Origin of the sequence: Streptomyces sp. NPDC046727 (assembly GCF_040645635.1) — a bacterium.
Classification (GTDB): Bacteria; Actinomycetota; Actinomycetes; order Streptomycetales; family Streptomycetaceae; genus Streptomyces.
Genome location: NZ_JBEYYR010000003.1, coordinates 107588 through 121548, shown reverse-complemented (window position 1 = coordinate 121548; position 13961 = coordinate 107588). Strand labels below are relative to the sequence as shown.

The 13961-nt window shown below is 72.2% G+C and carries 13 protein-coding genes and 2 tRNA genes; 7 read left to right on the top strand and 8 right to left on the bottom strand.

The features are described 5' to 3' along the window. Positions 1–129 precede the first annotated feature (129 nt). Positions 130–270, bottom strand: coding sequence for a hypothetical protein (locus ABZ937_RS04655; protein WP_361685629.1), 141 nt, complete (start codon positions 268–270; stop codon positions 130–132). A 296-nt stretch (positions 271–566) separates the two neighbouring features. On the opposite strand from ABZ937_RS04655, the gene ABZ937_RS04650 reads away from it, so the two are divergent. Then, positions 567–731 (top strand): hypothetical protein, encoded by a 165-nt coding sequence (locus ABZ937_RS04650; RefSeq protein WP_361686136.1) that lies wholly within the window; start codon positions 567–569, stop codon positions 729–731. A gap of 70 nt (positions 732–801) precedes the next feature. Here the strand turns inward: ABZ937_RS04650 and ABZ937_RS04645 are convergent. Beyond that, a tRNA-Pro gene (locus tag ABZ937_RS04645) sits at positions 802–874 on the bottom strand. A 242-nt stretch (positions 875–1116) separates the two neighbouring features. Next, positions 1117–1197 (bottom strand) — tRNA-Thr (locus tag ABZ937_RS04640). Between the two features lie 112 nt (positions 1198–1309). On the opposite strand from ABZ937_RS04640, the gene ABZ937_RS04635 reads away from it, so the two are divergent. Then, positions 1310–2230 carry an LLM class F420-dependent oxidoreductase gene (locus ABZ937_RS04635; protein ID WP_361685627.1) on the top strand — a complete coding sequence of 307 codons (921 nt, stop codon included), beginning with the start codon at positions 1310–1312 and terminating at the stop codon, positions 2228–2230. 504 nt (positions 2231–2734) lie between these two features. Further along, positions 2735–2920, top strand: a complete 186-nt coding sequence (locus ABZ937_RS04630; protein WP_361685625.1) for a hypothetical protein — start codon at positions 2735–2737, stop codon at positions 2918–2920. A gap of 65 nt (positions 2921–2985) precedes the next feature. On the opposite strand, the gene ABZ937_RS04625 is transcribed toward ABZ937_RS04630, so the two are convergent. The 4 genes from ABZ937_RS04625 to ABZ937_RS04610 all read right to left on the bottom strand — a co-directional run bounded on the left by ABZ937_RS04625 (position 2986) and on the right by ABZ937_RS04610 (position 6742). After that, on the bottom strand, positions 2986–3471 hold the full coding sequence (locus ABZ937_RS04625) for a DUF6099 family protein (RefSeq protein WP_361685623.1): 486 nt from the start codon (positions 3469–3471) through the stop codon (positions 2986–2988). Positions 3472–3642: 171 nt separating this feature from the next. Then, positions 3643–4020 (bottom strand): nucleotide pyrophosphohydrolase, encoded by a 378-nt coding sequence (locus ABZ937_RS04620; RefSeq protein WP_361685622.1) that lies wholly within the window; start codon positions 4018–4020, stop codon positions 3643–3645. Further along, the gene (locus tag ABZ937_RS04615; protein WP_361685620.1) at positions 4017–5213 is read right to left on the bottom strand and encodes an ATP-binding protein; all 1197 of its coding nucleotides are present in this window, start codon (positions 5211–5213) and stop codon (positions 4017–4019) included. Before ABZ937_RS04615 ends, ABZ937_RS04620 begins: the two co-directional genes overlap by 4 nt. A gap of 1139 nt (positions 5214–6352) precedes the next feature. After that, positions 6353–6742, bottom strand: coding sequence for a cell division protein SepF (locus tag ABZ937_RS04610; protein WP_361685618.1), 390 nt, complete (start codon positions 6740–6742; stop codon positions 6353–6355). Positions 6743–7022: 280 nt separating this feature from the next. On the opposite strand from ABZ937_RS04610, the gene ABZ937_RS04605 reads away from it, so the two are divergent. Further along, on the top strand, positions 7023–8741 hold the full coding sequence (locus tag ABZ937_RS04605; protein ID WP_361685616.1) for a hypothetical protein: 1719 nt from the start codon (positions 7023–7025) through the stop codon (positions 8739–8741). Here the strand turns inward: ABZ937_RS04605 and ABZ937_RS04600 are convergent. Further along, a complete protein-coding gene (locus ABZ937_RS04600) occupies positions 8722–9237 on the bottom strand; it encodes a YceI family protein (protein ID WP_361685614.1) in 516 nt (171 codons plus the stop codon). The two genes, ABZ937_RS04605 and ABZ937_RS04600, sit on opposite strands and share 20 nt — an antisense overlap. 128 nt (positions 9238–9365) lie before the next feature. On the opposite strand from ABZ937_RS04600, the gene ABZ937_RS04595 reads away from it, so the two are divergent. The 3 genes from ABZ937_RS04595 to scpA all read left to right on the top strand — a co-directional run bounded on the left by ABZ937_RS04595 (position 9366) and on the right by scpA (position 13959). After that, positions 9366–9863, top strand: coding sequence for a MarR family transcriptional regulator (locus tag ABZ937_RS04595; RefSeq protein ID WP_361685612.1), 498 nt, complete (start codon positions 9366–9368; stop codon positions 9861–9863). 113 nt (positions 9864–9976) lie between these two features. Next, positions 9977–11785 (top strand): methylmalonyl-CoA mutase family protein, encoded by a 1809-nt coding sequence (locus tag ABZ937_RS04590; protein WP_361685610.1) that lies wholly within the window; start codon positions 9977–9979, stop codon positions 11783–11785. Continuing rightward, the gene (gene scpA / locus ABZ937_RS04585) at positions 11785–13959 is read left to right on the top strand and encodes a methylmalonyl-CoA mutase (RefSeq protein ID WP_361685608.1); all 2175 of its coding nucleotides are present in this window, start codon (positions 11785–11787) and stop codon (positions 13957–13959) included. The genes ABZ937_RS04590 and scpA overlap by 1 nt, the downstream gene beginning before the upstream one ends. Positions 13960–13961 lie beyond the last annotated feature (2 nt).

Sequence of the window (13961 nt, the reverse complement as noted above, 5' to 3'; positions counted from 1 at the left end):
GGATCACCGGGTCCCCCCGGCTCCTCGGTCCCGCCGAGGTCCGCCGGTATCCGGCGGGGCCGGTGCCCTGGGACAGCTCGCGCTGCTCGCGGTGTCCCGCGACACCGGCTGGCGCACCGGCAAAGGGATCTACGCCTCCGGCGGCAAGGGCATGGCCGTCCGCGAAGTCGTCCGGGGCGGGTCGTCCTGGTCCACCTCGGAGACGACGACTACGGCGTCGAACTCACCGGCCCGTACGACGCCGACGCCGGCCGGGCGGGCGCCGAGCACCTGGCCGACGCGTTCACCGAGTGGCGGGACGGCGACGACGGGGACACCGCCGTCGCCCGCAACCTGCTCGTCCTCGGCCGGGACGGTGAACGCCTCCTGGCCCGGGATCCGTGAGCGGCACGTCCGACTCCCGCCGGCCGGGGATCATTTCCCGGCGCCGCCGGGCAGCCCCGCTCTGAGGAAGGCAAGTACCGCCAGGACCCGGCGATGCCCGTCCGTGTCCACCGGCAGATCGAGTTTGCTGAAGATATTGCCGATGTGCTTGTTGACGGCCGCTTCACTGAGGAACAGCTGTGATGACCTACGGCAACCTCCAGTGGGAGGACGGCCAGACGGCCGCACAGGACGCGACCACGTTGGAGGGCCTCGGTGACGGGCCGGACCTGGACGCGGAGTACAAGCCGGGCCAGGGCGTCACGGGGAAGATGTGCTGTCCCGGGACTCCTCCGCGGCGGGGCTGAAGTAGCACCGTGTTTTCCGGGCACGATCCGGCAGGCGAACGGCGGAACCTGGTGCCCTTACGGGCCCTCGTCGGGACGGCAGGACTCGAACCTGCGACTCCCCGCTCCCAAAGCGGGTGCTCCGGCCTCTGAACTACGTCCCGCACATGACCAGTTGGTGCATACTGTCGATGGCGCTACCTCCAAGCTCCCGGGGTCACCGCAGGGCATGCGCGCGTAGGGCGTAGCAGCGTCCTGCGAATGAGTCCCCGTACCGAGAAAACAGGAGGTAGGACGTGGAACTTGTATGTTTCGCGCTGGTCATGACGCTGCTGCTCATCGTCGCAGTGCGTCAGTAGCCCGCCATCGGGTGGTGCGCCCTCGTGGTGCACCACCCGCACTCGTCTGAACCCCGGCGCGATTCGAACGCGCGACTCCCGACTTACGAGGTCGATGCTCTGACCAACTGAGCTGCGGGAGCGCGTCCGCGCCGTGAGGCCCGGGTGTCGGCCGACGCGCCATGGTGCCATCACCGAAGCCACAGCCCCTCTGCGTGTGCCAGGCATCTACGTCAGAGCGTCGCCATGCATGATGGATACATGGATCTTCGAGTGTTCACTGAGCCCCAGCAGGGGGCGACCTACGAGACGCTTCTTCGCGTCGCACGGGCCGCCGAAGAGCTGAACTATGGGGCGTTCTTTCGGTCTGATCATTACCTGCACATGGGCAGCGTCGACGGCCTCCCCGGGCCGACCGACGCATGGACCACGCTGGCGGGTCTCGCCCGCGAGACGAGCCGTATCCGACTTGGCACCCTCATGACGGCAGGAACCTTCCGCCTCCCTGGCGTCCTGGCCATTCAGGTAGCGCAGGTCGACCAGATGTCGGGCGGTCGGGTTGAGCTTGGTCTGGGCTCCGGCTGGTTCGAGGAGGAGCACAAGGCGTACGGCATCCCGTTCCCGAAGGAGAAGTTCGCGCGGCTGGAGGAGCAGCTGGCGATCGTCACCGGGCTGTGGGCAACGCCCGTTGGGGACCGGTTCAACTTCACCGGGAAGCACTACCGGCTTCAGGACTCTCCGGCCCTGCCGAAGCCGGCGCAGAGCAAGGTGCCTGTCCTCGTCGGCGGACACGGCGCGAAGCGCACGCCGGCGCTGGCGGCTCAGTACGCCGACGAGTTCAACATCCCGTTTGCCTCCGTCGAGGACAGTGAGCGTCAGTTCGCCCGCGTCCGCGCTGCTGCCGAAGAACGCGGGCGAAAGGCTGGCGATCTCGTCTACTCCAACGCCCTCGTCGCGTGCGTCGGTAAGTCGGACGCTGAAGTGAAGCGTCGAGCCGATGCCATCGGCCGTGAGGTGGATGAGCTGAAGGCCAACGGACTAGCCGGTTCCCCGGCCGAGGTCGCGGAGAAGCTTGAACGGTACAGGGCCGCCGGGACGCAGCGTGTGTATCTCCAGATCTTGGACCTTGACGACCTGGACCATCTGGAGTTGATCGCGGCGGAGGTCATGCCGCAAGTTTGATGTTTGAACCCGTGACTCTCGCGGCTGGGCCTCCCCGTCGTCCGTCTCCTGGACGTCGATGGGAAACCTGAGGCGGCCGGATTGCTGCAACCGTTATGGGGGACGTGTTCGGTTGCAGTGATCTTGGTCCGCTACCTCCTGGTCGGACTGGAGGGCTTTGAAGACAGTGATGCCTCCGCAGCAACCTCCAGGAGCACCATCAAGCCGCTACGGACTCGTTATCTTCTTCGTCCTCGGTGGCGCGCGCCCACGTGATTTCGATGCGCGCCCCTATCCTGCACGCCGACCACAGCGTCAACCGCGCCGGTACCGTGCGGCACGGCCGTCCCCGGTCGGGTGAAATCCGCCCGCCCCGCGCGCCGGGCTTGCCCCGGGCCAGTGACCGGCCCCGGGCGATGATCGTTGGGCCGTCGGAGCCGGACCGCCCGGCACCCGCGCCGGACGCTGGCCGCCGTCGCGCGTCACCGCGTCGGCCCTGCCGGGCCGGGGGCCGAGGAGGCCATCATGTCCGAAGAGTCCGTTCCCGAGCGGGGAGGCCCCGCCGACCGGTCCGGCGAGTCCACCGATCGGCCGAAGGGGCTGCTGGAGCAGATGGAGGAGCTGATGGCGGCACTGAACGCGGACCTGTCGGCCCTGGCGGACCTGCAGTCCGGGGGGCCGGTGCGGGAGCCGGCCGACGAGGCGGGCTGATCCGTACGGCCCGCCCCTCGGACACGGGCCGATCCGCGCCCACTCCGCCCCCGCACCCGGGTCGCTCACACGCCCGACGGGCTGTCCTGGGCGTCCTCCGGTAACACCTCCTCCCGCGCTGCCAGTTTGCGCAGCATCTCCAGGACGCGGTCGCGGGACTCGTCGGCCGCGTCGATCGCCTCCATGCACTGCCAGTACGTCGTCTCGTCGGCCGCGGCGCTGGCCATGCCGACCAGGGCTATGCCGACCTCGCCGAGCAGAGCGCCGAGGCAGAGCAGCGTCTCGCGGGCGTCGTCCAGCGCGGTGAGCTGGGCGGCGCGCAGGTCCCCGGGGTCGAGTTCGGGCGGGTCCAGGACTCCGCAGCCCCGGCCCGCCAGCTCCGTCAGCCCAAGCGCCTCGCCGCGCAGTTCCGGCGGGCCGGAGACCGCGAGGCGGCTCCCGATCGCCTGCGCCAGGGACTGCGCCTGCCAGACCTCCGCCATCATCTCCGCCGCGTCGGCGCCCCGCGCCAGAGCGCGCCTGCTCGTGAGGATGAGCCGTACCGCATCCATACGGTGCCCCCGTCCGTCCGTCCGCCGTGCCGTTCCGCACGGCTGCCTGAACTCCCTTGTCCACTACCCAGAGTGAAGGGCCTTGGGGCGAAAAGCTAGAGGAAGACGGAAATCTGCGGACAACAATTCGGATTCGACACGCGGTTTGACTTCGGAGAGTAATAACGGAGTTCAGGACTCCGCCTGTTGCTCCCCCGAGCCACCGGCCTGCCGGCCCTCGGGGCCCGGGACCGGGAAGCGGCGTTCGTTGCGGTCGATCTTGGCGGCCAGGGCGGTCAGCGGGTCGACGCCGAGGACGTCGCAGAGCTGCAGCAGATAGGCCAGCACGTCGGCGACCTCGTCCGTGACGCGGTGCGCGGTGCCGGGGTCGTCCATCACCCGGGCCGATTCCTCCGGCGTCAGCCACTGGAAGATCTCGACCAGTTCGGACGCCTCCACGGAGAGGGCGGCGACGAGGTTCTTGGGTGTGTGGTAGGGCTGCCAGTTGCGCGCGGCGGCGAACTCGGCCAGTCTGCGCTGGAGTCGGGCCAGGTCGGGGTGTTCCGTCACGGGTTCAGGTGTACCACCGTGACACCCGGGGTTCCGCCGGTCCAGGAGGCGTCGCTCACCGCGGCCAGGCAGCGGATGTGCCCGCGCTCGCCCATCCGGGCCGCCGTCCGCAGCAACTCCCGGCGCTGGCCCGGGTCCAGACCGCGGTCGAAGCCGTCGGCGAGGACGGTGAGGGTGCGCAGGGCGTCGGGCACCTCTCCGGGGGTGTCCACGTCCAGTACGCCCGGCCCGGTCAGCAGCACCAGCGTCAGCGCGAGATAGCGCAGCTCGCCGTCGCCGAGCCGGGAGGTGTCGGTGCGGAAGCCGTCGCCGCGGTCGAGCAGCGCCCGTACCGTGCCGTCGGGCAGCGGCTCGGCGACCAGGTCGGCCACCGGTCCCGCGCACCCCGCGTGCAGCGCCTCGACCAGCCGGCCGTGCCGGCGACCGCACTCCGCGCGCGTGCGCCACAGCACGTCGGCGAGGTTGTCGCAGCCGGGCAGCAGCCGGCCGGAGCCGATGGGGACGGGGACGCGCATGTACTCGGGGCGGGGGTCGCAGGAGAAGACGGAGCGCAGGGCGACGACCATCTGCTCGGCCGCGGCGAGCACATGGCGCTGCCCGTCGGTCTTGCCGGCCACGCGCAACGGCAGCAGGGCGGTGCCGAGGCGGTCGTCGGGGAGCGGGGCGCGGGTCACCGGGGCGGAGCCGGCGGTGTGCCAGGCGGCCTGGACGGTCCGGCGGCCGGGGTCGCGCAGGGCGGTCTCCAGCAGGACGACCCCGCGCGAGGTCAGCCGCTCCCCGACGATCCGCAGCTCCGGTTCGGCCTGTACGGCGATGTCGAGCCGGACCGGGCCCTCGGCGCCGTCGGCCGTACACCCGATCCGGAAGCCGCGGCGCCCCTCGGCGTCGGGGCGCGCCCGCTCCGGCACGCAGGCGACCGGGTCCGGGAACGCCTGCGCGAGCGGGGCCCCGCCGCCGAGCCGCGCCAGCGCCTCGTACGCGGCGAGGGCGGTCGTCTTGCCCGCCCCGCTGGGCCCCGCGAACAGGGTGACCGGCCCCAGCGGAAACCCCGCCCGCCGGTGCCCGGCGAAGGCCGACAGCCGCAACTCGGTGATCCGGGCGCGGATGTCGAGGGGCTGGCGGGACTGCGCGGGGACGGTCCCGGCGGACACGTCGGCCGCCGGCGGCTCAGCGGACACGGAGGGCACGGCCATAGCCGGACCGTAGAACTCCACCGACACGCCGAACCGTTTCACCGTCGGGGCGTTCCTACGATCGGGGGACGACCGCCGCCCCGATGTCACCAACAGCACTGACAACACGCCAGCCCGCCGAGGCACCCGACCCCCCCGGGACGACTGTCGGCCTGGGCCGATGGCAAGCGCATCGGAATTCGCCGATCACGTCCGGCCGAGACCCCGGCGCCTCCGGGCCCGCCACACACCCTCCCGGAAGCGCTACGGACACCACCAAGGCGTCCGGCGCCCGGACAGACACAGCACAGCCCGGCCCGGCCCCACAGCGCCGGGCCCCGGCTACTCCGGCCCGGGCGGGCAGCACGAGGACACCAACGGCCCGACCCGCAGGCGACCGACAAGCGCGGGCAAACGCGAGGCAAGCCAGCCCCACAGCCCAGGCACCCGCCCGCCGGACCGGCAGTTCCGGGAATGGGCCGGCCAGGGGGCTTCGTTTGGATCGGCCCGTGTCCGCGACGCCCGGCACGGCACCTCGCCGCGTTGTCGGACCACCCGAGTACGCCCGGTACGCGGTGATCCCCCGCCTTGCGATCCACCGCACCGGACGCCGCGGCCTGATCCGGCCTGATCCAAACGCCCCCTCAGGCGAGGACGCCGACGGCCCGCCCGCCGGTGCCCGGCGAGCCCGACCAGACGCGGCGCACAGCAGACCCACAGCGCCTGGACGAGCCGTTCCAGGCCGCCTGGCCACACGAGGTGGCCGACCGACCGCCCGCCGTTGCCCGGCGAGCCCGCACAAGTGCGGCGCAAGCCACACCCACAGCGCAGGCACCCGCCACCCCGGACCAGCCGCTCCGGGCCGGGCTGCCTTCACGAGGACGCAGACCGCCCGATCGCAGACGACCGACCAGCCCGGACAGGCGCGGCGCAAGCCCGACCCACAGCGCCGGCACCCACCCCCGGACCGGCCGCTCCAGGCCGGAGTGGCTACGCGAGGACGCCGACCGACCGCCCGCCGGTGCCCGACGAGCCCGATCAGACGCGGCGCGAGCCAGCCCCACAGCGTCGGCACCGGCCCCGGGCCGGCAGTTCCAGGCCGGGCTGGCTACGCGAGGGCGCCAACCGCCCGGTTGGCTCACGTCGCCCCCCCCTCGCCCTCAGCCGCCCGAGAGTCCCGCGCCCTCCATCAGGCCGCTGACCTCCGTGCCGGGTGGGGTGAGGAGGAAGACGTTGCGGTCGACCCGGTGCATCCCGCTGCGCAGGCCGAAGACGACGCCGGTGCTGAAGTCCAGGACGCGCTTGGCGACGTCGCCCTCCGCGCCCGACAGGTCGAGCAGGACCGGCACCCCGGCCATCAGGGTCTCGGCGACTTCCCGGGCGTCCGCGAAGACGTTGACACGCAGGACCACGAACCGGCGCCGGGTCTCGGTCTCGGCGTCGGGCAGCGAGCGGTGGTTCACCGCGGACGGCCAGGCGTCCCGGCCCCGCAGCGGCACGACCTGGGCGAGCCCTTCCCACTGTTCATCGGTGACGTCGTAACGGCTCACCGGCTCCCCCCGACCTGACTCGCACTCAATCCCTGCACCAGCCAATTCTTACGCCAAGTCACCCGTTCGGCCCAACAATGACACGGTGCGCGACCGGTTCCGGCGGTTCTTCCTCCGTCAGGAATCGGAGGATATGCACCGATACTTCCGCTTCTTACCGGGCTCATACCTGACTCTTCACCAGCCTCCGCTCCCCGCTCACCCCCCATCGCTAGCGTCCGATGACGTGCACTTGGCAGAAACACAGCAGGTGACACCCGATCGGCGGACATCGTCGGCGGTGTCCGCCGTCCCGGGGAACCGCGCGAAGGCCCCGGACGCGCCCGCGCAGTGGCACCGCGTGCTGACGCTCCTCGCCGACGTGAGCCTGTTCATCGGCACCCGCTCGGTGTGGACCCAGGCGGCCACCCACAACCTGGTCCTCGCGGCGCTCATCTCGGTCTGCTACGCCTCGATCCTGGTGACCGGCGTGCTCGCCCTGACGGTCCGCCGGACGCGCTCGCTGGCCCGCCTGGACCTGGCGGTGCTGGCGACCGCGGTCGTCCTCACCCTGTGCGCCTGGGCGCTGAACCACGGCGGCGGCGACGAGGCCGTCCTCACCACCCAGGCCGCGAGGGAACTCGTCGCCGGGCACCCGGTGTACGGGCAGCCCTGGCCCTGGCTGTTCCACGCCAAGGGCGTCGCGCTGACGCCGACCATAGACGGCGGGTACGACTTCACGTACGGCTATCCCCCACTGGCCCCGCTGCTCACCGCGCCCCTGCTGTGGCTGGGCCACGGCGGCACCCCGGCGACGGCGGCGGCGACCGTGGCACTGGTCGCGGGCACGGTGACGCTGTGGCGGCTGCTCCCCATGCCGTGGCGCTCGGCGGCGACGATGGCCTGCCTGGGCTTCGCCTTCCTGCCGATGTACGCCCGGCAGGGCTACCCGGCGATCATCGGCCTCGTCCTGCTGGTGCCGGCGGTGGTGCGCTGGCCCCGGCTCGGCGCGCGCGGCCGGCTCGGCGCGGCCGGGATCGCGCGGGCCGCGTGCCTCGGCGCCGCGTGCGCGGCCCAGCAACTGCCCTGGTTCGTCGCGCCGTTCCTGCTGGCCGGGATCCACGCCGTGCGGCGCGGCGAGCTGGGCGGGCGGGCGGCCGCGCGGGTGACGCTGCGGATCGCGGGGATCGCGGCGCTGACCTGGCTGCTGATCAACGCGTACTTCATCGTGAGCGAGCCCGGCGCGTGGCTGCGGGGCGTCGCGCTGCCGCTGACCCAGGGCGCGGTGCTGCACGGCCAGGGGCTGGTGGACATCTCGCTGTACTTCACCCACGGCAGTGACCGGCTCGACTGGTACGGCCGTGCGAGCATGCTGCTCGCCGCCGCCCTGCTGGCCCTGTTCGTGCTGTTCGTCCGGCGGCTCGGCCCGGCCGCGACCGTGCTGCCCTGGTGCGCGTTCTACCTGGCGACCCGCTCCCAGGACGGCTACTACCTGATGATGACCCCGCTGTGGCTGGCGGCTGCGGTCACCGCGCCCCTGCCGGAGTTCGCCCACGCCTGGCAGCCACGGCCCCGCCTGCCGGCCGGCTCGCGGCGCCGGACCGCGCAGGCCGCGACCGTGGCGCTGCTGGTGACGCCGGCGCTGGTGAGCGCGACCCTGGCGGCGACGGGAACCGCGCCGCTGCGGATGGACGTCACGGCGGCCCGGCACGTCTCGGCGGGGACCCTGTCGGGGCTGACCCTGCGGGTCACCAACAGCGGTGACGTCGCGCTCACCCCGCACTACATGCTCACCACCGGCCAGGGCATGAGCCGGTACTGGTCGCTGGCGCGCGGCCCGGCCACGCTTCCCGCGCACACCACGGCAATCGTCGAACTCCGGGCGCCCGGGAGCGGTTTCACGGTGCCGGCGAAGCGGAGCACCCGGCTCAGGCTGCGCGCGTTCACGGCGGACCCGCAGACGCTGTCCACCTGGGAGGTGCTGCGGGCCGACCTGGGCGTCAGGCAGCCGCCCGGGTGAATCGGAGCGTGGCCGTCACCGTGGTCAGGCCGCGCATCATGCCCAGCTGGTTCCAGCCCATGCCGTACTGGTCGCGGTCCACGTCGAACTCGGCCTCCAGGGTGAGTGCGTCGGCGCTCACGCCGGTGAGGCGGGCGGTGAGGGACTGGGGGCGGCTGACGCCCCGGACGGTCAGCTCACCGGTGACCCGCACCTGGTCGCCGTCGAGCCGGTCGGCGCCGCGCACGGCGAAGGTGATCTCCGGGTGCTGGTCGGCGTGGAAGAAGTCGGCCGACCTGAGGTGCGCGTCCCGCTTGGCGCTCTTGGTGTCCAGGGTGGCGGCGTCCAGGGTCACGGTGCCGGCGGCCGAGCCGTCGGGGCGGACCTCGCCGCTGCCGCCGAGGCCGGCGAAGGTGCCCTTCACGGTGACCAGGCCCCAGAAGGTCTTGTGCCGCAGCCCCACGGTGGACGCGGTCGGGTCGAGCTGCCAGAGGCCTGTTTCCACGGCGACGGTCATGGGCGTACTCCAGAGTCAGATGGTTCAAATTTGGATGACTGAATGACGTCACGCTAGCCCCTCATCCAAATTTGAACAACCCGCGCGGCAACACTCGTACAAAACTGGACAACAGGTAGACTCGCTCCATGTCCGCCTCCGACGCGCCCCCCTCCGGCCGGCCCGCCTGCCCCCTCGCGAGCGGTGACGGGCTGCTCCCGGACGAGTTGCGCGCCTGGATGCTCCTGCTGGCCGCGACGGGCGCGGTGGAGCAGCGGCTGCGGTCGACCGTGAAGGAGACCCTCGACGTCTCCCACGACGAGTTCCTGATCCTGTGCCTGCTGGCCGAACGGCCCCGCGACGGGCTGCGGATGACCCAGGTCGCCGACCTCCTCGGCCGCCCCAAGACCCGCCTCACCTACCAGATCGCCTGCCTCCAGCGGGCCGGTCTCGTCACCCGCAGGTCCGTGTGCGGCGACAAGCGGGGCGTCCAGGTCGCCCTCACCGACAAGGCGCGCGACCTGCTGCGCGAGACCTCGGCCCTGCTGGCCGGCACCGTCCGGCAGGCCCTGGCCGACTCCATGGGCCCCGAGCAGCGGGCGGCCATGTGCGCCCTCGTACCGGAGCTGGCGGACGAGCCGCACTGAGCTGCCGGGACGCCCCGCGCGGGCGGATGCGACACCGGTCACCACCGCAAGAAGAGAAACCTCACAGCCCGCGCTCCGCCACGGTTCCATCGGCCTGCCCTAGCATCCGAGCCATGACGGTCCTGCCTGACGACGGGCTCTCACTGGCCGCCGAGTTCCCTGACGCGACACACGAGCAGTGGCAACGCCTGGTCGAGGGCGTACTGCGCAAGTCGGGCAAGGAACTCTCCGGCGCGGCAGCTGAGGACGCCCTGTCCACGATGCTGGAGGACGGGCTGCGCACCCGGCCCCTGTACACCGCGCGCGACAGCGCGCCCGACCCCGGTCTGCCGGGCTTCGCCCCCTTCGTGCGGGGCAGCCGTCCGGAAGGCGCCATCACGAGCGGCTGGGACGTACGGCAGCGGCACACGACACTCGCCGACGGCGCGGCGGACGCCGTGCTCGCCGACCTGGAGAACGGCGGCACCTCCCTCTGGCTGGCGTTGGGCGAGGGCGGCATCCCGCTCTCCGGGCTGGGCCGCGCGCTCGACGGCGTCTACCTCGACCTGGCCCCGGTGGTCCTGGACGCGGGCCGTGACACCCAGGCGGCAGCCGAGGCTCTGTTCGAGCTGTACGAGCAGAAGGACGTCGACCCGAAGGCCGCGCGCGGCAACCTGGGCGGCGACCCGCTCGGGTACGAGGCCCGCACCGGCACCGCACTGGACTTCGCGCCGTTCGCCGCGCTGGCCGCACGCTGCGCCGAGCGGTACTTGGGCCTGCGCGCGCTGACCGTGGACGCGCTGCCGTACCACGAGGCGGGCGGCTCGGCCGCGCAGGAGCTGGGCGCCTCGCTGGCCACCGGTGTGGCCTACCTGCGGGAGCTGACCGAGGCGGGGCTGACGGTCGAACAGGCCGCCGGCCAGCTGGAGTTCCGCTACGCCGCCACCGCCGACCAGTTCCTCACCATCGCCAAGCTGCGGGCGGCCCGCCGGCTGTGGGCCCGGGTCACCGAGGTCTGCGGAGCGCCCGGCGCCCAGGTGCAGCACGTGGTGACCTCGCCGGTGATGATGAGCCGCCGCGACCCGTGGGTGAACATGCTCCGCACGACCGTCGCGACCCTCGCCGCGGGCGTGGGCGGCGCCGACTCGGTGACGGTGCTGCCGTTCGACCACGCGCTCGGCCTGCCCGACGCGTTCGCCCGCCGCATCGCCCGCAACACCTCCACGATCCTCATCGAGGAGTCCCACCTGGCCCGGGTCATCGACCCGGCGGGCGGCTCCTGGTACGTCGAGCGGCTGACGGACGAACTCGCCGAGGCCGCCTGGCAGTTCTTCCGGTCCGTCGAGCGCGACGGCGGCCAGGCGGCCGTGCTGCGCTCCGGCCGCCTGCGCACCGATCTGGCGACGACCTGGGCGGAGCGCTCCAAGAAGCTCGCCAAGCGGCGCGAACCCATCACCGGTGTCAGCGAGTTCCCGCTGCTGGCCGAGAAGCCGGTGGACCGCGCGCCCGCGCCCGAGCCGCCGTCCGGCGGTCTGCCGCGCGTGCGCCGCGACGAGGCCTTCGAGGAACTGCGCGCCCGCTCCGACGCCCATCTCGCGGCGACCGGCGCCCGGCCCCGGATCTTCCTCGCCACGATCGGCTCCGCCGCCGAGTACACCGCGCGCTCGACCTTCGCCGCCAACCTCTTCCAGGCGGGCGGCATCGAGCCGGTCACCGGGGGCCGCTTCGAGGACAGCGGCGCGACCGAGGCCGTGCTGTGCTCCAGCGACGCGCTCTACGCCGAGCAGGCCGGGCAGACCGCCGCGGCGCTGCGCGCGGCCGGTGCCCGGCATGTGTTCCTGGCGGGCCGGGGAGACCACCCCGGCATCGACTCGTACGTCTTCGCGGGCTGTGACGCCGTGGATGTGCTGTCCGCGACCCTCGACCGCATGGGAGTGTCCTGATGGGAATCCCCGACTTCTCCGGCATCGAGCTGGGGGCCCCGGTCGCCGACGCCACCGACGGCGAGTGGCGTGAGGCCCTGAAGCGGGCCACCGGGGGCGCCGAGCCGCTGTGGGAGACCCCGGAGGGCATCGGGGTCAAGCCGCTGTACACCGGCCGTGACCTGGAGGGCCTGGACTTCCTGGGCACCTACCCGGGCATCGCGCCGTATCTGCGCGGCCCCTACCCGACGATGTACGTCAACCAGCCCTGGACGATCCGCCAGTACGCGGGCTTCTCCACCGCCGAGGAGTCCAACGCGTTCTACCGGCGCAACCTGGCGGCCGGCCAGAAGGGCCTGTCGGTCGCCTTCGACCTGCCCACGCACCGGGGCTACGACAGCGACCACCCGCGGGTGACCGGTGACGTCGGCATGGCGGGCGTGGCGATCGACTCGATCTACGACATGCGGCAGCTGTTCGACGGGATCCCGCTGGACAGGATGACGGTGTCGATGACGATGAACGGTGCCGTGCTGCCGGTGCTGGCGCTGTACATCGTGGCGGCGGAGGAGCAGGGCGTACCGCCCGAGAAGCTGGCCGGGACCATTCAGAACGACATTCTGAAGGAGTTCATGGTCCGCAACACCTACATCTATCCGCCGAAGCCGTCGATGCGGATCATCTCCGACATCTTCGCGTACACCTCGCAGCGGATGCCCCGCTACAACTCCATCTCCATCTCCGGCTACCACATCCAGGAGGCCGGTGCGACGGCCGACCTGGAGCTGGCGTACACGCTCGCGGACGGTGTCGAGTACATCCGCGCCGGGCGGGAAGCCGGCCTGGACGTGGACGCGTTCGCGCCCCGCCTCTCCTTCTTCTGGGCGATCGGCATGAACTTCTTCATGGAGGTCGCCAAGCTGCGGGCCGCGCGCCTGCTGTGGGCGAAGCTGGTCGGCCAGTTCGACCCGAAGAACACCAAGTCGCTGTCGCTGCGCACGCATTCGCAGACCTCCGGCTGGTCGCTGACCGCGCAGGACGTCTTCAACAACGTCACGCGCACGTGTGTGGAGGCGATGGCGGCGACCCAGGGCCACACCCAGTCGCTGCACACCAACGCGCTCGACGAGGCGCTCGCGCTGCCCACCGACTTCTCGGCGCGCATCGCCCGCAACACCCAGCTGCTGATCCAGCAGGAGTCCGGCACCACCCGGGTCATCGACCCGTGGGGCGGCAGCGCCTACGTCGAGAAGCTGACGTACGACCTCGCCCGCAAGGCCTGGGCGCACATCCAGGAGGTCGAGCAGGCGGGCGGCATGGCGCAGGCCATCGACGCCGGCATCCCGAAGCTGCGCGTGGAGGAGGCGGCGGCCCGCACCCAGGCCCGCATCGACTCCGGGCGGCAGCCGGTGATCGGCGTGAACAAGTACCGCGTCGACAGCGACGAGCAGATCGAGGTCCTGAAGGTCGACAACTCCTCCGTACGCGCGCAGCAGATCGAGAAGCTGCGGCGGCTGCGGGCGGAGCGGGACGAGCAGGCCTGCCAGGACGCCCTGGACGCGCTCACGCGGGCGGCCGACGGCAAGGAGAACCTGCTGGAGCTGGCGGTGCGCGCGGCCCGCGCCAAGGCGACCGTCGGCGAGATCTCGGACGCCCTGGAGAAGGTGTACGGGCGGCACGCGAGCCAGATCCGTACGATTTCCGGCGTGTACCGCAACGAAGCAGGTCAGTCCCCGTCGGTGGACCGCACCCGGGCCCTGGTGGACGCGTTCGAGGAGGCCGAGGGGCGCCGGCCGCGCATCCTGGTCGCCAAGATGGGCCAGGACGGCCACGACCGCGGCCAGAAGGTGATCGCGACCGCCTTCGCCGACCTCGGTTTCGACGTCGACGTCGGCCCGCTGTTCCAGACGCCGGAGGAGGTCGCCCGGCAGGCGGTCGAGGCGGACGTGCACGTGGTCGGGGTGTCCTCGCTGGCCGCTGGTCACCTCACGCTCGTCCCGGCGCTGCGCGAGAAGCTGGCGGAGGAGGGCCGCGAGGACATCATGATCGTGGTCGGCGGGGTGATCCCGCCGCAGGACGTGCCGACCCTGCTGGAGATGGGCGCCACGGCCGTGTTCCCGCCCGGGACGGTGATCCCGGACGCGGCCCACGACCTGGTCAAGCAGCTGTCGGCCGACCTCGGCCACGAGCTGTAGCG